Origin of the sequence: Streptomyces sp. 184, assembly GCF_045781775.1 — a bacterium.
In the GTDB taxonomy this organism is placed as follows: Bacteria; Actinomycetota; Actinomycetes; order Streptomycetales; family Streptomycetaceae; genus Streptomyces.
The window spans coordinates 1,207,629-1,232,068 of record NZ_CP123230.1 but is presented as its reverse complement, the minus strand read 5'-3'; the positions used below and the strand labels follow the sequence as shown (position 1 = coordinate 1,232,068).

At 72.4% G+C, this 24,440-nt stretch carries 19 protein-coding genes; 10 read left to right on the top strand and 9 right to left on the bottom strand.

Going from position 1 to position 24,440, the window contains the following annotated elements:
* Positions 1-103 precede the first annotated feature (103 nt).
* Both QBL21_RS05485 and ychF read right to left on the bottom strand, forming a co-directional pair.
* Positions 104-4,360: a LamG-like jellyroll fold domain-containing protein gene (locus tag QBL21_RS05485; protein WP_407560847.1), complete on the bottom strand. Its 4,257-nt coding sequence runs from the start codon at positions 4,358-4,360 to the stop codon at positions 104-106.
* 1,039 nt (positions 4,361-5,399) lie between these two features.
* The gene (ychF, locus tag QBL21_RS05480; protein WP_407560846.1) at positions 5,400-6,488 is read right to left on the bottom strand and encodes a redox-regulated ATPase YchF; all 1,089 of its coding nucleotides are present in this window, start codon (positions 6,486-6,488) and stop codon (positions 5,400-5,402) included.
* A 300-nt stretch (positions 6,489-6,788) separates the two neighbouring features.
* On the opposite strand from ychF, the gene QBL21_RS05475 reads away from it, so the two are divergent.
* Complete coding sequence (locus tag QBL21_RS05475; protein WP_407560845.1) at positions 6,789-7,412, top strand: DUF6542 domain-containing protein; 624 nt, start codon at positions 6,789-6,791, stop codon at positions 7,410-7,412.
* Here QBL21_RS05475 and QBL21_RS05470 read toward each other — a convergent pair.
* On the bottom strand, positions 7,333-8,334 hold the full coding sequence (locus tag QBL21_RS05470) for a 4-hydroxy-3-methylbut-2-enyl diphosphate reductase (RefSeq protein WP_407560844.1): 1,002 nt from the start codon (positions 8,332-8,334) through the stop codon (positions 7,333-7,335). The genes QBL21_RS05475 and QBL21_RS05470 overlap by 80 nt on opposite strands.
* Positions 8,335-8,440: 106 nt before the next feature.
* Between QBL21_RS05470 and xseA the strand changes: the two genes are divergently transcribed.
* Complete coding sequence (xseA, locus tag QBL21_RS05465; RefSeq protein WP_407560843.1) at positions 8,441-9,652, top strand: exodeoxyribonuclease VII large subunit; 1,212 nt, start codon at positions 8,441-8,443, stop codon at positions 9,650-9,652.
* Positions 9,653-9,673: 21 nt separating this feature from the next.
* Positions 9,674-9,958, top strand: a complete 285-nt coding sequence (locus QBL21_RS05460; RefSeq protein WP_407560842.1) for an exodeoxyribonuclease VII small subunit — start codon at positions 9,674-9,676, stop codon at positions 9,956-9,958.
* A gap of 72 nt (positions 9,959-10,030) precedes the next feature.
* Here the strand turns inward: QBL21_RS05460 and QBL21_RS05455 are convergent, their stop codons facing one another.
* On the bottom strand, positions 10,031-10,558 hold the full coding sequence (locus QBL21_RS05455; protein WP_407560841.1) for a DUF4245 domain-containing protein: 528 nt from the start codon (positions 10,556-10,558) through the stop codon (positions 10,031-10,033).
* Positions 10,559-10,754: 196 nt separating this feature from the next.
* Between QBL21_RS05455 and glpX the strand changes: the two genes are divergently transcribed.
* Positions 10,755-11,801, top strand: coding sequence for a class II fructose-bisphosphatase (gene glpX, locus QBL21_RS05450; RefSeq protein WP_407560840.1), 1,047 nt, complete (start codon positions 10,755-10,757; stop codon positions 11,799-11,801).
* A gap of 78 nt (positions 11,802-11,879) precedes the next feature.
* On the opposite strand, the gene QBL21_RS05445 is transcribed toward glpX, so the two are convergent.
* Both QBL21_RS05445 and QBL21_RS05440 read right to left on the bottom strand, forming a co-directional pair.
* Complete coding sequence (locus QBL21_RS05445) at positions 11,880-12,245, bottom strand: WhiB family transcriptional regulator (RefSeq protein WP_407560839.1); 366 nt, start codon at positions 12,243-12,245, stop codon at positions 11,880-11,882.
* 231 nt (positions 12,246-12,476) lie between these two features.
* Positions 12,477-13,166 carry a DUF1707 domain-containing protein gene (locus QBL21_RS05440; protein WP_407560838.1) on the bottom strand — a complete coding sequence of 230 codons (690 nt, stop codon included), beginning with the start codon at positions 13,164-13,166 and terminating at the stop codon, positions 12,477-12,479.
* Positions 13,167-13,331: 165 nt separating this feature from the next.
* Here QBL21_RS05440 and QBL21_RS05435 point away from each other — a divergent pair, with 165 nt between their 5' ends.
* The gene (locus QBL21_RS05435; RefSeq protein WP_407560837.1) at positions 13,332-15,068 is read left to right on the top strand and encodes a fumarate hydratase; all 1,737 of its coding nucleotides are present in this window, start codon (positions 13,332-13,334) and stop codon (positions 15,066-15,068) included.
* A gap of 84 nt (positions 15,069-15,152) precedes the next feature.
* On the opposite strand, the gene QBL21_RS05430 is transcribed toward QBL21_RS05435, so the two are convergent.
* On the bottom strand, positions 15,153-15,872 hold the full coding sequence (locus tag QBL21_RS05430; RefSeq protein WP_407560836.1) for a hypothetical protein: 720 nt from the start codon (positions 15,870-15,872) through the stop codon (positions 15,153-15,155).
* 203 nt (positions 15,873-16,075) lie between these two features.
* On the opposite strand from QBL21_RS05430, the gene QBL21_RS05425 reads away from it, so the two are divergent.
* The 3 genes from QBL21_RS05425 (at position 16,076) to QBL21_RS05415 (ending at position 20,504) form a co-directional block, all read left to right on the top strand.
* The gene (locus tag QBL21_RS05425) at positions 16,076-17,512 is read left to right on the top strand and encodes a class II fumarate hydratase (RefSeq protein WP_407560835.1); all 1,437 of its coding nucleotides are present in this window, start codon (positions 16,076-16,078) and stop codon (positions 17,510-17,512) included.
* 24 nt (positions 17,513-17,536) lie between these two features.
* Complete coding sequence (locus QBL21_RS05420) at positions 17,537-18,364, top strand: DUF402 domain-containing protein (RefSeq protein ID WP_407560834.1); 828 nt, start codon at positions 17,537-17,539, stop codon at positions 18,362-18,364.
* 121 nt (positions 18,365-18,485) lie between these two features.
* Complete coding sequence (locus QBL21_RS05415; RefSeq protein WP_407560833.1) at positions 18,486-20,504, top strand: SpoIIE family protein phosphatase; 2,019 nt, start codon at positions 18,486-18,488, stop codon at positions 20,502-20,504.
* A 370-nt stretch (positions 20,505-20,874) separates the two neighbouring features.
* Here QBL21_RS05415 and QBL21_RS05410 read toward each other — a convergent pair whose 3' ends face one another.
* A complete protein-coding gene (locus tag QBL21_RS05410; protein ID WP_407560832.1) occupies positions 20,875-22,149 on the bottom strand; it encodes a hypothetical protein in 1,275 nt (424 codons plus the stop codon).
* Positions 22,133-22,969 carry a hypothetical protein gene (locus tag QBL21_RS05405; RefSeq protein ID WP_407560831.1) on the bottom strand — a complete coding sequence of 279 codons (837 nt, stop codon included), beginning with the start codon at positions 22,967-22,969 and terminating at the stop codon, positions 22,133-22,135. Before QBL21_RS05405 ends, QBL21_RS05410 begins: the two co-directional genes overlap by 17 nt.
* Positions 22,970-23,175: 206 nt before the next feature.
* Here QBL21_RS05405 and QBL21_RS05400 point away from each other — a divergent pair, with 206 nt between their 5' ends.
* Positions 23,176-24,156 carry an SPFH domain-containing protein gene (locus tag QBL21_RS05400; protein ID WP_407560830.1) on the top strand — a complete coding sequence of 327 codons (981 nt, stop codon included), beginning with the start codon at positions 23,176-23,178 and terminating at the stop codon, positions 24,154-24,156.
* Between the two features lie 10 nt (positions 24,157-24,166).
* Positions 24,167-24,397: a hypothetical protein gene (locus QBL21_RS05395; RefSeq protein WP_407560829.1), complete on the top strand. Its 231-nt coding sequence runs from the start codon at positions 24,167-24,169 to the stop codon at positions 24,395-24,397.
* Positions 24,398-24,440: the final 43 nt, after the last annotated feature.

The following is a 24,440-nucleotide window of genomic DNA, read 5'->3' as shown; positions in this document are numbered from 1 at the left end:
CGCCACCATCGCCCGCGAACAGGCCCCGGTGGAAGCTGGGTGCTGGTGAAAGGGGTTTCGAGCCCCAGCGCCGTTGGGGGGCAGCGCCGGGCGGAGTGCGATCTCAGGTGTCGTCGGGGACGTCGGTGACGACGTCCGGCCAACCGAGCGCAAGGTGGGCGATCTGGCCAGCGGTCAGGTCTCCCTGGAAGACCCACACGTCGTCGACCGCCCCGGGCCAGTACTCGCCCCACGTGCCGGCCGTCTTGCTGCGGCCGATCTGCATGGACTCGCCGGCCCGGAAGGTCAACACGTCCTGCGCCCAGGACAGGCGGTCGGTGCAAGCGGGGTCGTCGGCTTCGCCGTTCCCGTCGTCGTCGGCGCAGGCCACTTCTTCCAGTTCACCGTTGACGTACAGCCGGGCCTCCTTGGAGAGCCCGTCGTAGACCAAAGCGAGATGGTTCCAGTCCCGTACATCCCAGAACTGCTCGTTCTTCACACGCACCACGCCTGCTGCGTCACTGTCGGCCCCGGGAAGTGCTATCTCCCAGCTCCCGGTGCCGGTTGCGGGATCTGCCGCGGGTACGTAGCGGACCGCGAAGGCGCCCTGTCTGCTTCCGGTCGCGCTGACCACGGCCGCGGCATCGTCCGGCACGGCAGCGGCCTGCGCCCAGGCCGTGACCGTGTAACTCCCGCTCGTGTCCACCGGCACACCCGAGGTCGCCGCGTAGGCGTCGACTCCGTCCAACTCCATCGCGCCTGAGTCGACCCAGCCGGAGCCGATTGCGGCGCCGCCGTGGAGGGTCATGTCGTTGCCCCCGGGTGAGTCGTCCGCAGTAGCCGGAGGTGTCGCGCCGTTGCTGCCTTCCAGCTTCCAGCGGCTCTTGACCAGTGGCCGCTGCTTGTAGAGCTGCTGGACTTCGGCCGGGGAGATGGGGCGGTCGAAGAGGCGGATGTCGTCGATGGTGCCGGGGAAGTGGCTCTTGAGGGTGTTGTTGACGGAGACCGCGCCGACGTACATGGAGCCGGCGGCGTAGAAGGCGTCGACGAGGGTGGTGGATCCTGCTTTCTTGCCGTTGATGTAGAGGGTGAGGGTGTTGGCGGTGGTGTCGTGTACTCCGACGAGGTGTGCCCAGGTGCCCGCGTATGCGTCTCCTGGCTGGTCGGCCATGGCCCGGATGATGGGTGCGCCGGGGGTGTCGGAGGCGTACTGGTTGAAGACCCAGCGGTCGTAGGCGGCGGAGTAGTAGAGCTCGAAGCCCAGGGCGAACTCGCCTGTCTGCGCGACGACGGTCGCCTGGCGGTCGGGTTTGGCGTCGAGCTTGGCCCAGGCGGAGACGGCGAAGGACCGTTCGCTGTTGATGTGCGGTCCGGAGGTCTGGCCGATACGGGCGTAGCCGTCGGTGCCGTTGAACTTCGTGGCCTTGCCCGCCACGCCGGGCACGCCGGTGGTCACGCCGCCCTGGTAGCGGGCGGGGAGAACACCGCCGCGGCCGGCAACCTCGGTGGCGCCGGCGGGCTCGTCGAGTTCGAAGACGGCGGTGGCGGGGCGGCCGGGGTCGCCGATGGTCTGCTTGGCGTAGAGCTTGTCGACCTCGTCCTGGGCGATGCGCTTGTCGAAGATCTGGACCTTGTCGAGGATGCCGGGGAAGAAGTCCCTGGCAACCCCGCTCGCCGAGCCGGCGCCCAGTTGCAGACCGCGGCGGGCGTTCCAGGAGCTGACGAAGGGGGTCTCGCCGACGAGGGTGCCGTTGACGAACAACTGGAGCTTGTCATCGACGGAGTCGTACGAGCCGACGAGGTGGGTCCAGGTTCCGGTCTGGACGCCGCCGGGGTTGGGTGCCATGGCCCGGTGGACTGCTGCGTCGGGGGTGTCGGCGGAGAAGCCGTTGAAGATCCAGCGGTCATGGGCAGCGGCGTAGTGCAGCGCGAAACCCATCCGCTCGTTGCCCGGCTGCGAAGCAACCACGGCCGCGCCGGTCGTCGGCTTGGCATCCAGCTTCACCCACGCCGAGACGGTGAAACCGCCGGTGTTGTTGACCGCCGACAGATCGGTGGCCGCGTAGGCATCGGTGCCGTTCAGCCCGAGCGCGGTGCCCTCGGCCCCGGCGGCGCCCGTGGTCGCCCCGCCCTTAAGAGCCAAAGTCCGCGCCGGCGTTGAGCCTTCGGCCTGGGTGGCGCCAGCCGGCTCGTCGAGCTGCCACGTCGCGCGATCCGGCTGACCGGCCTTCACCCGGAACTGGTAGGTGCGGATCTCGCTGTTGTTACCAGCGGTATCGAAGGACTGGACGGTGAAGAAGTTCAGGCCCGGCCGCGTCGGGAGGATCTTGATGTCCTTGGCCGCGCCGCCGGAGGTGGAAACCTGGTTCGTGGGCAAGGGATCACTGTTGATGCCGTAGCGGTAGCGGTTCACGTCCGCATCGGGCGAGTCAACGGTGAAGGTGCCGTACTGGCCCACCCCGTCCAGCCACGGGTCGTTCGGATCTTCCGGATTCGACTCCGGATACTCGCCCGAGGTCACCGAGGGCGCCTCGGGCTCCTTGGTGTCGTAGACGAAGTAGCAGGCGGTCTTCGTATCGCCCGAGTACGACCACGGCGACCACTGCGCCCCGTCGTACGCGCGCGCGTACCAGTGCACCGTCTTGTCGGCCGGAATCCCTGTGGGCAACGCGATGCTGAAGGTGGAGTTCGAAGGCCGGCTGCCGGTCCTGGCCGGCGTCCAACTGCCACCGTCCCACTTGGCCTGGAACTGCACGGAGACGTTGTCGCCGTCGGGATCGGTCACGTCGTTGGCGTAGATCGTGCTGAGCTTACGGACGCGCGCCTTCTCGTCAGGTCGCTTGCACACCCCGCCGAACTTCATCGTCAGTTGCGCCATCTTGATCTGCGGCGGCGGACGGTTGTACTTCACCCGCAGGAACGCCTTGTCCGAGAACCGCTTCCACGCATACTTGTCGTCCTCGTTGGCCGCACGCAGCCCGAAGGTCATCGTCGTCAACTTCTTGTTCGCGGCTTCCTGCACTCCCGCGCGGATACCGAACTCCGCGTCCTTTGCGGCGCAGCCGTCGTGGCCGTACGCGAAGGATCTCGTGTCCAGTTTGTCGAGCCAGAACCCGGAGCCCGCGTCCTGGCTGTTCCACGTGGTGGACGAGCTGATGTCCTTGGTCCGCCACAGCTCGACGCTCCGCTCGGAGCAGGAGGCGGACCAGATGTTGCGTGTGACGAACTCCGCCGACAGGATCGACTTGCCCGCGAAGCGGGAGGTCGGGATGCGGTAGAAGACGCGCTTGGTGTCGTGCGGGGCGCAATAGTCCCAGCCGCAGTAGCCCATCCCGGCGTTGTCCTCGCCGTTGAACTTCCACTGCGGCGACGACGCCCAGTACTTCGACGCGAAAGTCCACGCCGACGCCCGCGGCGAATACCACTGCGGATCGATGAACACCGGATAGACGGTGTCCGCACCCTTCAGCACCTGCGTGTCCGGAGTGAGCACCAGTCCGTCCGGCTCCTGGGTCACCTCGACATCGACCGGGGCCAGCTTGCCCGTCTCCCCCGCCACCGGCTCGCCACCCGGATCGCTGCCGGCGCTGCGGGCGCCGGGGGTGGTGCCGCCGCTGGAGTCCCACATCACGGGCTGGGGTGCCTCGAACACCGCCCCGCCGGCACCGGCATCGACCGCCTCCAGGCCGCCGGCCGCGGTCTCACGTACGTCCATCCCCGTCGCGCCCAGGTGCAGCCGAAGCTGCGTCAACTCCGGATTCTGCGCCGCCTCGGCGGTCTTGACCACCAGCAGTTGGGCGAAGCCGTCAGCCTGCACCCCCATCCGCAGGTCGACCCCCGGCAACACCTCCGGGTAGACGGCCGCATCACCCTCCAGCCGCGGCTGCGGCAACTCACCCGGCCACGACAGCGACAACTCCCGCCCGGCCCGGGCCATCCGCACCAACGGCGCCGCCCCACCACCGGAGAACTCCAGCCCCACGGTCGTCGCCCCCGGCGCCACCATCCCGTCCGCGGCCGGAGCGAGCCGGGTGTCGATCGCCTTCCACTCGCCACCCACACGGGTCCGCACGGGCCGCAGATACTCGCGCGCCTCCAGGCTCCCGTCAGGAGTGGCGAACACCTCACTGGACTCGCCACGCAACGACGCGATCTCCACCGGCTCACCGGTACGCTCCGCCCGCGCCGCCGCCTGATCCTCCGTAGCCGCGACCGCGGTATCCGACGCCGCTGCATTCCCCTTGGCGTCCGGCGCCGCCGAGGGCGCGCGCGTGCTACCGGGAACCGCACCCGCTTCCACAACCGGAGCTGCACCCAAGAGCAGGGCCGTGCCCAGGCCCGCCGTCAACCACGCCCGACATCGCTGCCATCGCCCACGCATCACCACAGAGCCCCACCCCTGAGACAACGGAACGTAACGTCGCGTCAACGTAACGGGATCAAGGCTGCTGGACTAGACCTCCTTGGCGGGCAAACCTGGCAATTGTCCCACACCTCTCGTGACTTACATCACACCACTTGCCTTATCAGGCATACGTTCTTCAGAAAAGAACAACAGATACCAGCCAAACAGCGATCAAGTCTGAACACTTCAGCTGAAATACGGTCACACACGCCCCCTCAGCCGCCCCCTGTACCGAGCGCCGCGAGCCTGTTCGCGTACGGGACGCTCCAGTTCGACGCTGTCCTCGAAGCCCTGATACGTCGGATACCGCAGCAGGTTCCAGCCCGTGCCCTGGCTGGCGCGCTGCGTCCCTGGAGCGGCGTGTGTACCCAGGTCTCGTAGCGGCGCCCGGCCGCACCGCCCCCGGAGTGCAAAGCTGACCGGTGACACGGGGCGTGTTCGAGGAGGTCGGACCCCTCGGACGCTGGCAACCACGGCATCCGGTGATCCGAGCAGCGGGATGCCCTCCAGCCGGGGCGGAGGAGAACCTGCCGGATGATGCCAGCCGCTCGTCGGCCCCGGACTCGAATTTGCGGCTGACGCTGGGGCTTCAGAGGGGCAAAGTGGACTCGATGGTGATCCGTGAGTCCGCTGACCAGGGCCTATGGCCGTTCCCATCTGTCTGGTGCCCCGCTGAGGATTCGAGGGGGAACGGGGTGGCAGAGCGGCCCCGCTCAGCAGCCCACGGGGGCAGCGGCGGTGCCGTTCACGCACGCCGGGCCACGGGGGTGCGATCCGCGAAGCACTCGGCCGACGCAGGCGTACACGCCGTCTGCGCGTACCCACTTGCGCTGACTCGCCGTTGAGCGCTCTCCAGCCAAAATCCGGCCAGCGTGCGGAGAACGACAGGTGACGAGCCGTCAGGGCATCCAGCGAGAATCCAGCCACGGTACGCGAACGGGGGCGACCCGAATCCGGGCCGCCCCCGGATGACCTGGTGGTTTGCTAATTCGCCAGAGTTACAGTACCGCGTGGCCTATACATTGAACCTGAACTCGACCACGTCGCCGTCGCGCATGATGTAGTCCTTGCCCTCCATGCGGGCCTTGCCCGCCGCGCGGGCTTCGGGGACCGAGCCGGTGGTGACCAGGTCGTCGAAGGAGATGACCTCCGCCTTGATGAAGCCCTTCTGGAAGTCCGTGTGGATCACGCCTGCCGCCTCCGGGGCCGTGGCGCCCTTTTTGATGGTCCAGGCGCGGGCTTCCTTCGGGCCTGCGGTGAGGTAGGTCTGGAGGCCCAGGGTGGCGAAGCCGACGCGGGCCAGGGTGACCAGGCCCGGTTCTTCCTGGCCTACGGACTGGAGGAGTTCGAGGGCGTCGGCCTCGTCGAGTTCGGCGAGTTCGGATTCGAGTTTGGCGTTGAGGAAGATGGCCTCGGCGGGGGCGACCAGGGCGCGCTGTTCGTCCTTGAAGGTCTCGTCGGCCAGTTCGTCCTCGTCGACGTTGAAGACGTAGAGGAAGGGCTTGGCCGTCAGGAGGTGGAGGTCGTGGAGGAGTTCGGCGCGGGGGGTGCCCTGGGCGATGCCGGCGGCGAAGAGGGTCTGGCCGGCGTCGAGGATGCCCTTGGCCTCTTCGATGGCGGCGAGTTTGGGGGCCAGGTCCTTTTTGATGCGGGATTCCTTCTGGAGCCGCGGGAGGACCTTTTCGATGGTCTGGAGGTCGGCGAGGATCAGCTCGGTGTTGATGGTCTCGATGTCGTCCTTGGGTGAGACCTTGCCGTCCACGTGGACCACGTTCTCGTCCCGGAAGGCGCGGATGACCTGGCAGATCGCGTCGGACTCGCGGATGTTGGCCAGGAACTTGTTGCCCAGGCCCTCGCCCTCGCTCGCGCCGCGCACGATGCCGGCGATGTCGACGAAGTCGACCGTGGCCGGGAGGATGCGCTGGGAGTTGAAGATGCCGGACAGGGTGGCGAGGCGGGAGTCCGGGACGCCGACGACGCCGACGTTGGGCTCGATGGTGGCGAACGGGTAGTTGGCCGCCAGCACCTCGTTCTTGGTCAGGGCGTTGAAGAGGGTGGACTTGCCGACGTTCGGCAGGCCGACGATTCCGATCGTGAGGGACACGTGAGCGACTTCCGGTACGGGGTACGGGGACGGGGTCGCGACGCGGCGGGACCCGGTTGACGATTCTACGGGTGGCCCCGTGCACCCGGTGTGTGCGTCCCGTGGGACTCCGGCACTCCGAATGAGCGCATTCTGTGCCCCTCGCGGGGTTTCACCTGCCGCGGGGCCTAACGTGGAGCGATGCAGCATCACCGTACGAACACGGATCCTGACGGAGAGCGACGGCGGGCTCACGTCCCGCGACCGGCCCGTGAGCCCGACCCCTCCGCGGCGGGCGCCCGGCCCGAGGAGAGCGCCGGGGTGTACCGGGCCGCGGTGCGGCGGCCCGTGCCGCCGGTGCTGCGGGCGCTGCTGCGGCCGCCCGGGCCGCGGCTGACGGCGGCCGGCGGGGGGCTGCTGGCGGTGTCGGTGATGCTGGGTACGGGGGCGTTCGTGCAGGTGGTGATGGGGACCGCGCCGGTGTTCTTCGGGGTGGTGTTCCTGGTGCTCTCGGTGTGCTGCGCGCTGTGGATCCGGCCCGCGGACGCCGTCGCCGCGCCGATCGCCATGCCGATCGCGTTCGCCGCCGGGACCCTGGCCGTCGGCGAGGGCTCGGACGGGATCTCCTCGCACGTGATGGCCGCCGGTACGACCCTCGCCCTGGAGGCGCCGTGGCTCTACGGGGGCACGCTGCTGGCCGCCGCCGTCGCCCTGCTGCGGCACTTCGTCATGCTCGCCGTGCGGCGCGGCCCCGGCGGGGGCGGGTCCGGCGGCGCCCCCGTGCGGTCGTCGTCGGGGGCGCCGCCCGCGTCGCGGTCGCGGCGGCGGGCGCCCGGCCAGCCGGCTCCCGGCCAGCCGGCTCCGGTCAGTCCTGCCCGGCGGCGCCCAGCGCAGCAGCCTCGGCGCGCAGGTCGCGGCGGAGCTCCTTCGGCAGGGAGAAGGTGATCCGCTCGTCCACCGGCTGCACCAGGTCCACGTCTCCGTAGCCCCGCTCCGCCAGCCACTCCAGCACGCCGTCGACCAGCACCTCCGGCACCGACGCCCCCGACGTGACGCCCACCGTCGCCACGCCGTCCAGCCACGCCTCGTCGATCTCCTCGGCCCCGTCGATCAGGTACGACGCCTTGGCGCCCGCGTCGAGGGCGACCTCGACCAGCCGCACCGAGTTCGACGAGTTCTGCGAGCCGACGACGAGCACGAGGTCCGACTCCGCGCCCACCTGCTTGATCGCGACCTGCCGGTTCTGCGTCGCGTAGCAGATGTCGTCGCTCGGCGGGTCCAGCAGGTTGGGGAAGCGGCCCTTGAGCCGGCCGACGGTCTCCATCGTCTCGTCCACGGACAGCGTGGTCTGCGACAGCCAGACGACCTTGTCGGGGTCGCGCACGGTGACCTGCTCGGCGCCCTCCGGGCCGTCGACGAGCTGGATGTGCTCCGGCGCCTCGCCCGAGGTGCCGACGACCTCCTCGTGGCCCTCGTGGCCGATGAGGAGGATGTCGAAGTCGTCCTTGGCGAACCGGACGGCCTCCTTGTGCACCTTGGTCACCAGCGGGCAGGTCGCGTCGATGGTGGCGAGCCGGCCTTCCTTCGCCTCCCCGTGGACGGCGGGGGCGACGCCGTGCGCGGAGAAGATCACGATGTTGCCGGGGGGCACCTCGGCCGTCTCCTCGACGAAGATCGCGCCCTTGCGCTCCAGCGTCTTGACGACGTATTTGTTGTGCACGATCTCGTGCCGTACGTACACGGGTGCGCCGTACTGCTCAAGTGCCTGCTCCACGGCGATCACCGCCCGGTCCACGCCGGCGCAGTAGCCCCGGGGAGCGGCGAGAAGGACGCGGCGGGCGGGCTGCGGCATGCTCGAAGCAGTCATACCGCCATGGTACGGAACGCCCGGTGCGCGGTTGGAGGGCGCGGGCGCCCGCACGCCCCCCGCCGGAGCCGCCCGGGTGTCGTACCCCGCCGTTAGGCTCGGGGCCATGGCGGTGAACACGGCAGAGACACCCATGCCCGTCGGGGTCGTCTCGCGGAAGATCGGCGGCTGGATCGACCGGCTCGGCGCGCTGTGGGTGGAGGGGCAGATCACCCAGTTGTCGCGGCGGCCGGGCGCCGGCGTGGTCTTCATGACCCTGCGCGATCCGGCGCAGGAGGTCTCCCTGACCGTGACGTGCTTCCGCGACGTGTTCGACAAGGTGGCGGATGTCATACAGGAAGGCGCCCGCGTCGTCGTCTTCGCCAAGCCGGTCTGGTACGCGCCGAGCGGCCAGCTCTCGCTGCGCGCCGCCGAGATCCGCCCGGTGGGCGTCGGCGAACTGCTGGTGCGGCTGGAGCGGTTGAAGAAGGCGCTGGCCGCCGAGGGGCTGTTCGCGCCGGAGCGCAAGAAGCCGCTGCCGTTCCTGCCGCGCCGCATCGGGCTGGTGACGGGGCGGGCGTCGGCGGCGGAGCGGGACGTGCTGGAGACGGCGCGGCACCGGTGGCCGGCGGTGCGGTTCGAGGTGCGGCCGGTGGCGGTGCAGGGGGTGCACGCGGTGCCGCAGATCGTCGCGGCGGTGCGGGAGTTGGACGGCCACCCCGAGGTCGACGTCATCATCGTGGCGCGCGGCGGCGGCAGCGTGGAGGACCTGCTGCCGTTCTCGGACGAGCAGCTCGTACGGGCCGTGGCCGCCTGCCGTACGCCGGTGGTCTCCGCCATCGGCCACGAGCCGGACAACCCCCTGCTGGACCACGTGGCGGATCTCCGTTCCCGTACGCCCACGCACGCCGCCAAGGACGCGGTGCCGGACGTCGGCGAGGAGCACGTGCGGATAGAGCAGCTCCGGCAGCGCGCGCTGCGGGTGCTGACGGGGGTGCTGGACCGCGAGGAGCGCGGGCTCGCGGCGTGGCTGAGCCGGCCGGCGATGGCCGAGCCGTACCGGATCGTCGACGAGCGCGCAGAGGTCGTGGACGCGGTGCTCGCGCGCGGCCGGCGCACGCTGGCGCATCTGCTGGACCGCGCGGACTCCGAGCTGGCGCACACCCGCGCCCGGGTCGTCGCCCTCTCCCCCGCCTCGACGCTGAAGCGCGGCTACGCGGTGCTCCAGCGGGAGGACGGCTCGGCGGTGCGGGCGGCGGACGAGGTGAGCGCGGGCGAGGAGTTGCGCGCCCGCGTCGCCGACGGGGAGTTCGGTGTCACGGTCGGCCCGGTGTCGTAGGCGGGTCCTAAGGTGGGGGCCATGGCAGAGACGAAGGACCGGGGGACTCTCGGCTACGAGCAGGCGCGGGACGAGCTGATGGAGGTCGTGCGGCGGCTGGAGTCCGGCGGTTCGACCCTGGAGGAGTCCCTGGCGCTGTGGGAGCGCGGGGAGGAGCTGGCGCGGATCTGCCGGCAGTGGCTGGACGGCGCCCGCGAGCGGCTCGACGCGGCGCTGGCGGAGTCGGGGGACGCGGATGATGCGGAGGATGCGGAGGAAGAAGAGGGTGACGGCGCGGAGTTGGACGGCTCGGAGCGGGCGGGGTGACGCACCCCGCTCACCGCTCGTCCGGTACGGGCCGCAGGGTCCGCCGGAGTGTCCCGCCGACCGGCAGTCCGCTCACTTGGCCTTCAGCGCCGCCGCCACCCGCTCCATCTGCTTCAGGCTTCCCGTGCCGGTGACCACGGTCGTCACGCCGTCGCCCTTGTGCACCAGGGCGTCGTACTGCCTGCCCTCGTAGCGCGCCCACTCCTCGCCGGCCACCTGCCGGGTCTCGCCCGTCGGCCGCGCCTCGTGGGTGACCTTGCGGACGAAGCTGTCGGGGCGCTCGCTCCCCTGCTCCACCGCCACGTACTCCTCGTCGGGCGTGACGAAGCCCAGGTGCCAGGTCGTGCCGTGGTCGCCGGTCCCGCGGTACGTCACGGAGTTGGCCCGCCAGTCGTCCGGCAGGCCCACCGGCGCGACGACCGGGTACGGTGCGGCGCGGCGGGCCTGGCCCAGCTCCTGGCTGTAGGAGACGGCCGCCATCTCGTTGCCGTCGCCCTCGCGCGGGATGACGCCCCAGTAGACGACCAGCGACACCCCGCAGGTGACCGCCAGCGCACCCACCAGATTGCGCACCGTCCGCATGCTGTTCCTGTCTGCCACGCCTCCTATCGTCCCTCATCCCGGAGCGGCCCCTTCCCCGGGGGCGGGGAGTCCGGCGGGAGACACGGCGACCGACCCGCTCATCCGAGGGGCGGTGTGCTCAAAATGGCGATAAACGGATAGGCTTTGAGGGCCCCCTATGTCGCCCCCTACCGCCCCCCTTCCGGCCGTCGACCGAGCGGAAAGGTCCTCACGGATGCCACAGCCCCATGAGACGCCCCACCACCTCCCCGAGCAACTGGAGGTGGCCCCCGAGGCCCCCGACCGCAACCTCGCCCTGGAGCTGGTCCGGGTCACCGAGGCCGGCGCGATGGCCTCCGGCCGCTGGGTCGGCCGCGGCGACAAGAACGGCGCCGACGGCGCGGCCGTACGCGCCATGCGCACCCTGGTCAGCACCGTCTCGATGAACGGCGTCGTCGTGATCGGCGAGGGCGAGAAGGACGACGCCCCGATGCTCTTCAACGGCGAGCACGTCGGCGACGGCACCGGACCCGAGTGCGACGTGGCCGTAGACCCGGTCGACGGCACGACGCTGACCGCCAAGGGCATGGGCAACGCGGTCTCGGTGCTCGCCGTCGCCGAGCGGGGCGGCATGTTCGACCCGTCCGCGGTCTTCTACATGGACAAGCTCGCCACCGGCCCCGAGGCCGCCGAGTACGTCGACATCAACGCGCCGGTCGCCGCCAACATCCGCCGCGTCGCCAAGGCCAAGGGCGGCACCGCGCAGGACGTCACGGTCTGCGTGCTGGACCGGCCGCGCCACGACGGGCTGGTGCAGGAGGTCCGCGAGGCGGGGGCGCGGATCAAGTTCATCTCCGACGGCGATGTCGCCGGCGCCATCATGACCGCCCGCGACGGCACCGGCGTCGACCTGCTGCTCGGCGTCGGCGGCACCCCGGAGGCCGTCATCGCGGCCTGCGCGATGAAGTGCCTGGGCGGTACGTTCCAGGGCCGGCTGTGGCCGCGGGACGACGCGGAGCGGCAGCGGGCGCTGGACGCCGGCCACGACCTGGACCGCACGCTGCTCATCGACGACCTGGTCAGCGGCGAGAACGTGTTCTTCGTCGCCACCGGGATCACGGACGGGGAGCTGCTGCGCGGCGTGCGCTACCGGGCGGACCGGGCGTACACGCAGTCGCTGGTGATGCGGTCCAAGAGCGGCACGATCCGGCAGATCGAGTCGGAGCACCGGCTGTCGAAGCTGCGTGCGTACAGCTCGATCGACTTCGACCGGCCGCTGTAGCGGCGGCGCGCGCGGGAGGGCTGGTGCGTACGGTCGGCGCCCCCGGCAGAACCGTTTGTCCAGGCCCCGCGGGCAGTCTCAGCCGGCCTGCGCTATCCCCCGCGGGGCGGTCAGCTTCTCGGCCGTCTCACGCCGCCTGCGCCGCGCCTGGACGACCCGGCGCTCCGCGGCCGTGAGCCCGCCCCACACGCCGTACGGCTCGGGCAGCAGCAGCGCGTGCTCCCGGCACTCGATCATCACGGGGCAGCGCGCGCAGACCCGCTTCGCGGCGGCCTCGCGGGAGAGCCGGTCGGCCGTCGGTTCCTTCGACGGTGCAAAGAACAGCGCGGCCTCGTCCCGCCGGCACACCGCCTCCGTGTGCCACGGATCCCCCTCTTCCCGCCGGCCGGAGCGCTGGGTCGGCACCCGGGCTTCGTGCAGGGACTGCTGGTGGGACTGGAGCACGGTCCACTCCTGACGACGGCGTTGGCGGATCAGGGACAAAGCTGTCTCGGGGGCGTACGACGTTCGCACCTGCGGCCGTACGGAGGAGACGATGCACGTGCTCTACCCGCTGTGCGCGCGCTTATGCGCCGAGTTGCCACCCGGGATGGAGGTGCTCCTTCCGTGGCTGCGGGGGCGGTTGGGGCGGCGGGAAAGCGGCGGGAAAAGGGCCGGAAAAGGGCCGAAAAGGGGTCAGTGGCCGAGCCCGTGCTTGCGCATCCGGTCCGTCAGGTTCTTCAGGAACTTGCCCGTTTTGCCCTTTGCGTCCACCCCGCCGAAGAGCGCGAAACCGGTGACGACGACCACCGGCGCACGCGGATCGTCCGCCTCCTGCGCGTGCACGTCGAAGCCGCCGAAGATGGCCGTGCCGGAGCCGCGCAGCGACACGTTCTCGGGGACCCTGATCTCGACGCCGCCGAAGATCGCGGTGGCGTTGATGACGATCTCCTGCTGGTGGAAGACCGCCTCGGTCAGGTCGATGTCCACGCCCCCGAAGAGCGCGAACGCCGACGTCCTGCGCCCCACGCTCCAGCGCCCCTTGCGCCCGGAGCCGCTGAAGATCGCGACGAGGGTCTGCGGCTGCGGCGGCGGGTACGACTCCGGGGGCGCCCCCGCCGCGGGCCCGGCCCCGCGCCGGCCCACCGGGAGGTCGCGTACGAGCGGCTCCAGCTCCCCCACGGTCTTGGCGTTGTAGACGCCGTCGATCCGCTCGGCGTGCTCCTCCGGGTCCAACCGCCCCTCGGCGAGCGCCTCGCGGAGGATGTCGGCCACCCGGTCACGGTCCGCGTCGGAGGCGCGCAGCTCTCCCTCGGCGACCGGCTTCTTCGACAGCGACGGCTGGGCGGCGGGCACGGGGGCGTTGTCGCGCGGGGTCTCGTCCACGGCACCAGCCTAACCAAACGCGATACATCGTGACTAGGGCCCGTCCGCCCGCCGGACCGTCCGGTTCGGGCGGGGGGAGGGCGGGAGGGGCACCTCACGCCGAGGCGCCCGCGGGGCCGTCCTAATCTGGAGGGCGCCGCCGCCGGCCGACGACGAAGGAACGCGATGACCGCCACCGCCCGCCCCGCCAGCCCCGCGTTCTCGTACACGGACATCCTCCCGCTCGGCGCGGACACCACGACGTACCGCCTGCTGACAAAAGAGGGCGTGCGCACGGTCGAGGCCGGCGGCCGTACGTTCCTCGAAGTGCGGCCCGAGGCGCTGCGGCTGCTCGCCGCGGAGGCGATGCACGACATCTCGCACTACCTGCGCCCCGCCCACCTCGCGCAGCTCCGCGCCATCTGCGACGACCCCGAGGCGTCGGCCAACGACAAGTTCGTCGCGCTCGACCTGCTGAAGAACGCCAACATCTCGGCGGCGGGCGTGCTCCCCATGTGCCAGGACACGGGCACGGCGATCGTCATGGGCAAGCGCGGTCAGCACGTGCTGACCGAGGGGCGGGACGAGGAGGCGCTGTCGGGCGGGGTGTACGACGCGTACACCAAGCTCAACCTGCGCTACTCCCAGATGGCCCCGCTGACCATGTGGGACGAGAAGAACACCGGCAACAACCTGCCGGCGCAGGTGGAGCTGTACGCCACCGACGGGGACGCGTACAAGTTCCTGTTCATGGCCAAGGGCGGCGGCAGCGCCAACAAGTCGTTCCTCTACCAGGAGACGAAGGCCGTACTCAACGAGGCGTCGATGCTCCGCTTCCTGGAGGAGAAGATCCGCTCGCTGGGCACGGCCGCCTGCCCGCCGTACCACCTCGCGATCGTCGTCGGCGGCACCTCCGCCGAGTACGCGCTGAAGACCGCCAAGTACGCCTCCGCGCACTATCTCGACTCGCTGCCCACCGAGGGCTCCCCCGCCGGCCACGGCTTCCGCGACACGGAGCTGGAGGCGAAGGTCTTCGAGCTGACCCAGACGCTCGGCATCGGCGCGCAGTTCGGCGGCAAGTACTTCTGCCACGACGTGCGCGTCGTGCGGCTGCCGCGGCACGGCGCGTCCTGCCCGGTGGCCATCGCGGTCTCCTGCTCGGCCGACCGGCAGGCGCTGGCGAAGATCACGGCGGAGGGCGTCTTCCTGGAGCAACTGGAGCACGACCCGGCGCGCTTCCTGCCGGACACCACCGCGGCGGAGCTGACCGCGGGGGCCAGGGGGGCCGCGGGAGCCGCGGACACCGCGAACCCCATGGACGAGGCCGTACGGATCGATCTCGCCCGGCCGCTGGCCGAGGTGCGGGCGGAGCTGACGAAGTACCCGGTCAAGACGCGGCTGTCGCTGACCGGCCCGCTCGTCGTGGCGCGCGACATCGCGCACGCGAAGATCAAGGAGCGGCTGGACGCGGGCGAGGAGATGCCGCAGTACCTGAAGGACCATCCGGTGTACTACGCCGGCCCCGCCAAGACCCCCGAGGGCTACGCCTCCGGCTCCTTCGGGCCGACGACGGCGGGGCGGATGGACGCGTACGTGGAGCAGTTCCAGGCGGCCGGCGGGTCGACGGTGATGCTCGCCAAGGGCAACCGCTCGAAGCAGGTCACCGACGCCTGCGCCGCGCACGGCGGCTTCTACCTGGGCTCGATCGGCGGGCCCGCGGCGCGGCTGGCGCAGGACTGCATCAAGAAGGTCGAGGTCCTGGAGTACGAGGAGCTGGGCATGGAGGCGGTCTGGAAGATCGAGGTGGAGGACTTCCCCGCGTTCATCGTCGTCGACGACAAGGGGAACGACTTCTTCACCGACCCCGGGCCGGTGAAGCCGTTCGTGACGAGCATCCCGGTGCGGGGCGCGGCGAAGCCGTAGCGGGGCGCGGACGGGAGGGCAGGGGCGGCCGGGGCGTGCCGGGCGCCCCCTGCGGGCGTACGAGCCGGGCGGTACGCCGGCGCCTCAGCCGCGGCGCGCCGCCACCGCCCGGCGGCGTAGCGCGAACGCCACGGCCCCGCCGCCCAGCAGCAGCACGCCCGCGCCCAGCCCGTACGCCGCGGCGCTCCCGAAGTCGCCGGCGGCCTGCGGCTCGGCGTCGCGCCCGCCGCCGCGGCCGTCGTCGGCGGTGCGCGCCGGCGCGGCGGTCAGCCTGTCGATGTCCGGTGCGCACACCACCGGGGTCCTGGCGCCCTTCTCGTACGCGCATGCCGTCGCCGCCAGCTCGCCCGCCGTCGGCGCCTCCTTCGCCAGGCGCGTCCGCGCGGTGAACTCGGCGTGCTTGTGCCCCTTCAGGTCCGCCGTCCAGCGCACCTCGCGCCCCCGCACCGCGCCGCCCGCGCCCGGCTCGACCAGCTCCATGCCCTTCGCCAGCGTGTGCCGGATCTCGATGCCCTCGATCGGCCTGTCCTGGAGGCTGGAGACGCGGATGGTGTACGTGGCCTCCTGACCGGGGCCCGTGGTCTTGCGCGCGTTGTCGATGGCGATCTTCATCGCGGGCCCGGTCACCCCCTGCACGTCCTTCCCCTTGTCGTCGTCCTGCGGCCGGACGGCGCCCGCCGGCTGCGCCGCGGCGGCGAGCAGGGCGCAGGCGAGCGCGGCGGCGCACGCCCCGCCCCGGCGGCGAGGGAGGGGAAGGCGAGGGCTGGGGAGGCGAGGGATGCGGATGCGGGGGCTGGTCGTCACGTCACTCCTCGGGCCGTACCTGTTCGATGCCGGCTGATCTCTTCTGGTTTTTGGTTTCTTCTGATTTCTTTTCGCTTCCGGTCGATTCCACCGCGCCACCGCCCGCGCCCGCGGCAGCCGCCGCGGCAAGTCCGCGGCGGCCCCCGCCGAATCCACCGTTCGGCGCACGGGCGGTGTCGGCGCGCGGTCGTATCCTCGGCAGCATGAGCCAGCCCGCCACCACTCCCCCCGCAGAACGCCCCGACTCCGACGGCTTCCGCACCGAGCACGACTCGATGGGCGAGGTCCGCGTCCCCGCCCGCGCCAAGTGGCGCGCCCAGACGCAGCGCGCCGTGGAGAACTTCCCGGTCTCCGGGCTGCGCCTGGAGTCCGCGCACATCGCGGCGCTGGCCCGGATCAAGGCCGCCGCGGCGAAGGTCAACGCCGAGCTGGGCGTGCTCGACGAGGACGTCGCCGCGGCCGTGCAGGCGGCGGCGGAGGAGGTCGCGGAGGGCCGGTGGGACGAGGAGTTCCCGGTCGACGTCTTCCAGACCGGCTCCGGCACCTCGTCGAACATGAACATGAACGAGGTGCTGGCCACCCTCGCGCAGGAGAAGCTGGGCGCCGGGGGCCCGGTGGTCCACCCCAACGACCACGTCAACGCCAGCCAGTCGTCGAACGACACGTTCCCCTCCTCCATCCACATCGCCGCCACCGGCGCGGTCGTGCAGGACCTGATCCCCGCGCTGACCCACCTCCGGGCGGCGCTCACGGGCAAGGCGGAGGAGTTCGCGGAGGTGGTGAAGTCGGGGCGTACGCACCTGATGGACGCCACGCCCGTCACCCTCGGCCAGGAGTTCGCGGGCTACGCCGCCCAGGTCGCCTTCGGCGTCGAGCGGCTGCACGCCTCGCTGCCGCGGCTGGCCGAGCTGCCCCTCGGCGGCACCGCGGTCGGCACGGGCATCAACACCCCGCCCGGCTTCGCCGCCGCCGTCATCGCCGAGGTGGCGCGGACCACCGGGCTGCCGCTGACCGAGGCCCGCGACCACTTCGAGGCGCAGGGCGCCCGCGACGGCCTGGTGGAGATCTCTGGCCAGTTGCGCACGATCGCGGTCGGGCTCACCAAGATCTGCAACGACCTGCGCTGGATGGGCTCGGGACCGCGCACCGGCCTCGCCGAGATCGCCCTGCCCGACCTCCAGCCCGGCTCGTCGATCATGCCGGGCAAGGTCAACCCGGTGATTCCCGAGGCGGTGCTGATGGTCTGCGCCCAGGTCGTCGGGAACGACGTCACGGTCACCACCGCCGGCGCCTCCGGCAACTTCGAGTTGAACGTGATGCTGCCCGTCCTCGCCCGCAACGTCCTGGAGTCCGTCCGGCTGCTCGCCAACGCCGCACGCCTGCTCGCCGATCGCACGGTCGACGGCATCACGGCGCACGCCGGGCGCGCCCGGGAGTACGCGGAGTCCTCGCCGTCCGTCGTCACGCCGCTCAACCGCTACCTCGGCTACGAGGAGGCGGCCAAGGTGGCGAAGAAGTCGCTGGCGGAGCGCAAGACGATCCGCGAGGTGGTGGTGGAGGGCGGCTACGTGGAGCGCGGGCTGCTCACGGAGGAGCAGTTGGACAGTGCGCTCGACGTTCTGCGAATGACCCGTCCGTAAGGCGCCGCTGGATACCATCGTCGGATGCACGGGCCAGACGCGACGCTTGACGGCGGCAGGAACGGCAGGAACGGCAGGAGCAGCGGCAACGGGGGGAACGGCGGGAACGGCAGAGCCGAAGGGGCCGAAGGGGCCGGTGAAGCCGGCCGGACCGGCCGGGACGTCACGGACGGCCGGTGGACACCGGGGGACCACATCCTCTGGCGCTACCGCGCCAACGCCCCCGGCGCCGGCAGCACCGCCGAAGACGGCGCCCCGGCCCGTACCGTCGCCGTCTGCCGCCCGGTCACCGTCGTCCGCGACGACGCCGAGACCCTCGCCGTCTGGGTCGCGCCGGACACCGAATGCGTACGCCCCGTGCTCGCCGACGGCACCGAGCTGCACCGGGAGCCCCTGGTCACCCGCTACACCAAGCCGCACCGGCCGCTGCGCACCCGCTGGTTCGGCGCCGGCGTGCTGAAGCTGGCCCGGCCCGGCGAGCCGTGGTCCGTCTGGCTGTTCTGGGAAAACGACTGGACCTTCAGGTCCTTCTACGTCAACCTCGAAGCGCCCCGGGTGCGGTGGGCCGGGGGCGTCGACTCCGAGGACCACTACCTGGATCTCGTCGTCCACCCGGACCGCTCGTGGGAGTGGCGGGACGAGGACGAGTTCGCCGCGGCGCAGCGGGCGGGGCTGATGTCCGCCGCCAGGGCCGCGGCCGTACGGGACGCCGGCCGGCAGGCGGTCGACGCCATCGGTGCGTGGGGGCCGCCGTTCTCCGCGGGGTGGGAGCGCTGGCGCCCGGACCCGAAGTGGACAGTTCCGCTTCTTCCGGCGGATTGGGATCGCACGCCGGCGCGCTTGTCTTCATGAGCCTCTTGCTGCGCCCCGGTAGGTCAAACGTAGGATCGACGTCCACAGCACCGCAGTGCCCACAACTCAACCCGCCCTGTGGAGACTTGGGTGGATACGGCCGGATGGACGGTACCGACACGTGACGGAGCGCGACAGGCGGCGGGCAGCCGCCGAGCGGACGGAGTCCGGCAACACCCTTGCCGCCTCCGGCACGGACGAGGCGGTGTCGCCGGCCGCGAACTCGCCCGACGCCATCCCCGACCCCCGTGACGCCCTGCACCGCGCGAAGCCGGCGCAGCCCGCGAAGCCGCCCTCGGCGGACGGCACGGGCGGCGTACCGGCGCACCAGGGCGCCGACGACACCCCCAGCGGCGGCAGGCCGCGCCCCCAGCCGGGCGCGGGCGCCGACGCGGACCCGGGCCGGCCCGCGGGCCGGCAGCCCGAGGAGGACGCCGCGTCCGCGCGGCTGCGGTTCCTCGGCGCGGCCACCCGCCGGATCGCCCGCGGCATCGACCTGGACGAGATCGTCCTCGGCCTGTGCCGCTCGGTCGTCCCCTCCTTCGCCGACGCGATCCTCGTCTACCTCCGCGACCCGCTGCCCGTCGGCGACGAGCAGCCGACGGAACCGTTCCGGCTGCGCCTGCGGCGTACGGACCGGATCACCGACGGCGTCGAGGACGTCGACAGCATGGGCGGCAGCCGGCTGCTGCCCGCCGCGGCGGAGCCGGACGCCCCGGGCCTGGGCGCGGCCGAGCAGGTCGACGTCGTACGGGCCGGGGCGCTGCTCGAAGTCCTGCGCGGGGTGCGCCCGGTGTTCGGCGAGACGCTGGCCGCCCGCGCCGCGCTCACCGAGCTGCTGGGCCGCGAGAGCCCGCTGGCGAACGCGCCGGCCGACAAGCGCACGATCGTCGCCCCGCTGCGCGGCCGGCGCCGGGTGATCGGGGTCGCGGTGCTCGTACGGGGACCGGCGCGGCCCGCGTACGGGCAGGACGACCTGCTGATCGCCGCCCAACTGGCCACGCACACCGCACTCGGCGTCGACAAGGCGGTGATCTACGACCGCGAGGCGTACATCGCCGACCAGTTGCAGCGCACCATGCTGCCCGAGTACCTGCCGGAGCCCACCGGCGTCCGCCTCGCCAGCCGCTACCGGCCCGCGGCCGAGACCGCGCGGGTCGGCGGCGACTGGTACGACGCGATCCCGCTGCCCGGCAGCCGGGTCGCGCTGGTCGTCGGCGACGTCATGGGGCACTCCGTCACCTCCGCGGCGATCATGGGCCAGTTGCGTACCGCGGCGCAGACCCTGGCCCAGCTCGACCTGCCGCCGCAGGAGGTGCTGCACCACCTCGACGAGCAGGCGCAGCGCCTCGGCGACGACCGCATGGCCACGTGCCTGTACGCGGTCTACGACCCCATCGCCCACACCCTGACCGCCTCCAACGCCGGCCACCCGCCGCCGGTCCTGCTCCGCCGCGACGGCACCAGCGAGGTGCTGGACGTGCCGCCGGGCGCGCCGATCGGGGTGGGCGGTGTCGGCTTCGAGGCGGTGGAACTCCAGGCGCCGCAGGGCTCCACGCTGCTGCTGTACACGGACGGCCTGGTCGAGTCCCGGCTGATGGACGTCTCCACCGGCATCGAGCAGTTGTGCGCCCGCCTCAGCCGCACCGCGGCGCTCACCGGACCGGGCAACCCGCCGCCGCTGGAACCGCTGTGCGACGAGGTGCTGGACGTCCTCGGGCCCGGCGACCGCGACGACGACATCGCCCTGCTGGCGGCGCGGCTCGACGGCATAGCACCCAGCGCGGCGGCGCAGTGGTCCCTGGACCCCCGCGCGCAGGCGCCGCGCGAGGCGCGTTCGCTGGCGCGCGGAGCGCTGGCGGGCTGGGGCCTGGAGGAGCTGACGGACATCGTGGAGCTGCTGGTGAGCGAGGTGGTGACCAACGCGGTCCGCTACGCCCAGCGGCCGGTGACGCTCCGCCTGGTGCACACAGACCGGCTGCGGTGCGAGGTCGTGGACGACGTCCCTCAGTTGCCGCGGATGCGGCGGGCGGGTCCGGCGGACGAGGGCGGGCGGGGGATGTTCCTGGTGAACAAGCTGGCCCGGCACTGGGGCGCGGAGCGCCTGAGTGTGGGCAAGGTGGTGTGGTTCGAGATCTGAGCGGGGCCGGAGGGAACGGCGGAGGGCGCGGGGCAGGCCGCAGCGGTACGGGCCTGAGCCCCGGTCCTCGCCGGTCGGCTGTGGGAGGGGGCTGTTCCCCGACCACGTCCCTTCCCGAAACTCGGGGGCTCCGCCCCTGAGACCCCCGGGTCCCGAGCGCCTACGGCGCCGCGCCCGCGCCCTCCCGCCGAGCCGCGGCTGTGGCGCGGGGCCGACGCCGTCACCCCGTACGCTCCCGCCCGTTCCGGCGACGCCGGATCCGCGGGCCGGGCATGCCGCGGGCCGGCCGCGGGGCGCGCCCGTCTCCGTACCGTCCCGCCCTCATCCGGCAGCGCCGGATCCGCGTGCGGGCCTGCCGCGGGGGCGGCCCTCAGTCGCACTCCGGTAGCGGCGGCAGCGTCGAGGCGCGGGTGAGCTGGATGACGTTCGTCGCGCCCGGGTCCTTCGCCTCTCCCTCCGGGTACGCCACCCCCAGCCCCCCGTCCCGCGCCAGCGCGTACCCGTACCGCGGTGTGATCCGCGTGTACGACCGCGACCGCAGGTCCAGCGCCCACGCCGCCTCCGTCGTACGCCACGTGACCACCTCCCCGCTCACCTGCACCTGGTCGATGCCTCCCAGTTCCGGCTCCGGCTCCGGCACCGCCCCGGCGCCCGCGCCCTCGCCCCGTACCAGCGCCAGCGGTTTCCGCCAGCCCTCCCGCCACACGTACAGCCGCTGCCGCTCCGCGTCGCCGCCCGCCCAGGCCCACGTCCGACCGTCGGAGGCCACGTACCGGACGTTGCGCAGCGCCGCGATCGGGCCCGGCAGTTCCGCCTGCCGCAGCGTGTCCATCGAGACCGCCGCGAGCCGGGTCTCCGGGCGCCCCGACGACTCCCCCTGCCGCAGCCACACCAGCAGTCCGCCCGCCGCGAACGGCGTGTCGACGACGCCTTCGTACACCGTGCGCCGCTCGCCCCCGCCCAGGTCCCGCGCGTACACCGCCGACTTGCCGCCGCCCGTGCCCTGCGCCCAGAACAGCCGCCCGGAGCGCACCACCGCCTGCACGAACGGGCCCGGCACCGCGCTCTGTCCGTCGCCCGCCGACTCCGCCTCGGCGACCGCCTGGCGCCGGCCGCTGGTCGCGTCCCAGGCGTAGAGCGTCCAGGGGCTCTCCAACTGCCGGCCCTCGACAACGTCGAAAACAAGCCACCGCCCGTCGAAGTCCGCGCTGCCCACCTGGTGTTCCACCGGGTCCGCCAGCCGCATCACCGGCCGGGGTTCGCCGCCCTCGCGCAGCACGACCGACCGCCCGTCGCCGCCGTCGCCCGTGCCCGACGACTGGAGCACCGCCCAGCCCGCTCCCGGGCCGACCTCGGTGAGCACCGCCTGCTCGCCCTCGGGCACCGGGACCTGCCCGTCGGCCAGCGCGTCGGACCACCCGCCCGGCAGCTCCACCTCGCACGCCCGGTCGCGTACGGGCGCGCCGGACGGCGCCCCCGTGGGGGGCGCCGCCGTTCGCGTACGCGACCCGCCTTCGTCGTCCGCGCCGTCGCCGCCCCCCGACGAGCACGCGGGCGTGCCCGCCAGGAGGACGGCCGCACCGAGCGCGGCGACTACGCCGCGGGCGCGGGACACGACGGGCCGGGCCTCACCAGACGTACCCACGACCGCCCATGATGGTGGTGATGGTGTCCGACGAGATGGTCGCCGTCCGCGGCACGCTGCCCGCCCACGAGATGACGCTCGTCGGCACCCCGCCCACCGGGTCGCGGTACTGCACGGTACGCGCGCCGTCGTCGCTGTGGCCGTCGATCGACACCCAGTGGAATATCTCCCGGTTCGGGTGCCCGACGAGGTGCGGGCCGCCGACGACCTCCCAGGCGTTGCCCGCGATCGCGAAGTCGCCGGAGGTGTTGTGGACGATGTGGTCGCGGAAGTTGGCCTTGTCCGTGGCGCTCGGCGTGTACGGCAGTGCCTTCGGCACGTAGCCGGCGCCGGGCAGGCGGTGGTTGAGCACGTCGGGGATGGGATAGCCGGTCGGGTTGGGCACGTTCGCGTTGATGCCGTACCAGGCCGTCCCGGAGGAGTTCGTACGCAGGTCGCTGCCGGCCTGCGTCTGGGACCGGTTGCCGACCTCGTCGCGCGCGGACTGCGTGATCACGAGGGTGGCGGGGCCGCAGTAGTACGAGTTGATCTGGGACTGCTGTACGGCGCCGGAGGAGACGATCGCCGCCGCCCCGGCGTCGCCGCTCGCGGCGAACCGCTGGGCCGACTGCCGCGCCGCGCCCTCGGCCGCCGCCGACTTCTCGGCGAGCAGCCGCTGCTGCTCGGGCGTCAGCCGCTCGGGCGGCAGGGTGTCGGTGCGCTGCTTGTACGCCCCGGCCGCCGCGGCACCCGCGGACGGGCCCGGCTCGGCCGCCTGCGCGGGGCCGGCGGTGAGCGTGAGGGCGGCGACCAGGATGCCGCCCGCTCCGGCTGCGGACACGGCTCGAATAGTGGACATCGCTGTCTCCTGTCGTTCGTGGGGGTGACACGGGGACGGTGATGCCGGCGTCTGCTCCCGCAGGCGGCTCCATTCTGACCGGAGTAGACCACTTCCCGGAAGGGGGCATGACAACCCGTCTCGCTAAAGTGATAGCACTTTGCTAGGCTCCCACCCCACCGGCACGGACCGAGAAACGGGGATTTCACATGACCGACCAACCACGCGACGAGCACACGCCCGCGGCGGACCCGCCCCCCAGCGCCGACCCCGGCACCCCGCCCACGATGCCCGCGCCGCCCGTCGGCGAGCGGCAGGCGAACAGCATCGGCGGCGCCCTCGCCCTGGTCCTCGGCCTCGTCGGCGCCCTGGTCGGCGCCGGCCTGCTGGCCCTCGGCATCGCCCTGTCGGGCAACGGCGTCCCGGCGGCCGGCATCCCCCTCCTCGTCCTCGGCGCCCTGCTCTTCCTCGCCGCGATCTTCGCGATGGCCGGGCTGAACATGGTCGAGCCCGGCGAGGCCCGCGTCGTGCAGCTCTTCGGCCGCTACACCGGCACCATCCGCGACGACGGCCTGCGCTGGGTCAACCCGCTCACCACCCGCCGCAAGATCTCCACCCGGGTACGCAACCACGAGACCGCCGTCCTCAAGGTCAACGACGCCCGCGGCAACCCCATCGAGCTGGCCGCCGTCGTCGTCTGGCAGGTCGAGGACACCGCGCAGGCGGTCTTCGCCGTCGACGACTTCACCGAGTTCGTCGCCACCCAGACGGAGACCGCGGTGCGGCACATCGCCATCGAGTACCCGTACGACGCCTACGAGGACGAGGAGTTGTCGCTGCGCGCCGACGCCGAGGAGATCACCGAGAAGCTGGCCGAGGAGCTGACCGCGCGGGTGCAGGCGGCGGGCGTGCGCATCATCGAGTCGCGCTTCACGCATCTCGCGTACGCACCGGAGATCGCCTCCGCGATGCTCCAGCGCCAGCAGGCCGGCGCCGTGGTCGCCGCGCGGCGGCAGATCGTGGACGGCGCGGTGGGCATGGTCGAGGACGCGCTCGCCCGGCTCACCCAGCAGGACATCGTCGAGCTGGACGAGGAGCGCAAGGCGGCGATGGTCGGCAACCTCATGGTCGTACTCTGCGGCGACCGCGCCCCCCAGCCCGTCCTCAACACCGGCTCCCTCTACCAGTGACGGGCGACCAGTGACGGACGACGACCCCGGCCGCCCCCGCCGGGCCGCGCGCAAGCAGGTGCTGCTGCGGCTGGACCCGGCCGTGCACGACGCGCTGGCCCGGTGGGCGGCGGACGAACTGCGCAGCACCAACGCGCAGATCGACTACCTGCTCCGCCGGGCCCTCGCGGAGGCCGGCCGGCTGCCGAAGGAAGCCCGCCCGCACCCGCGCCGCGGCCGTCCGCCGCGCGAGCCGGACTAGCCCATCCGCCCCCGGCACCGCTCCCACCAGGCGTGACCCACTA

Coding starts and splice junctions, on each gene's coding strand:
- QBL21_RS05485 (WP_407560847.1), bottom strand. CDS start 4,360: ATGCGTGGGCGATGGCAGCGATGTCGGGCGTGGTTGACGGCGGGCCTG.
- QBL21_RS05470 (WP_407560844.1), bottom strand. CDS start 8,334: ATGACTGCTTCGAGCATGCCGCAGCCCGCCCGCCGCGTCCTTCTCGCC.
- xseA (WP_407560843.1), top strand. CDS start 8,441: ATGGCGGTGAACACGGCAGAGACACCCATGCCCGTCGGGGTCGTCTCG.
- QBL21_RS05460 (WP_407560842.1), top strand. CDS start 9,674: ATGGCAGAGACGAAGGACCGGGGGACTCTCGGCTACGAGCAGGCGCGG.
- glpX (WP_407560840.1), top strand. CDS start 10,755: ATGCCACAGCCCCATGAGACGCCCCACCACCTCCCCGAGCAACTGGAG.
- QBL21_RS05435 (WP_407560837.1), top strand. CDS start 13,332: ATGACCGCCACCGCCCGCCCCGCCAGCCCCGCGTTCTCGTACACGGAC.
- QBL21_RS05425 (WP_407560835.1), top strand. CDS start 16,076: ATGAGCCAGCCCGCCACCACTCCCCCCGCAGAACGCCCCGACTCCGAC.
- QBL21_RS05420 (WP_407560834.1), top strand. CDS start 17,537: ATGCACGGGCCAGACGCGACGCTTGACGGCGGCAGGAACGGCAGGAAC.
- QBL21_RS05400 (WP_407560830.1), top strand. CDS start 23,176: ATGACCGACCAACCACGCGACGAGCACACGCCCGCGGCGGACCCGCCC.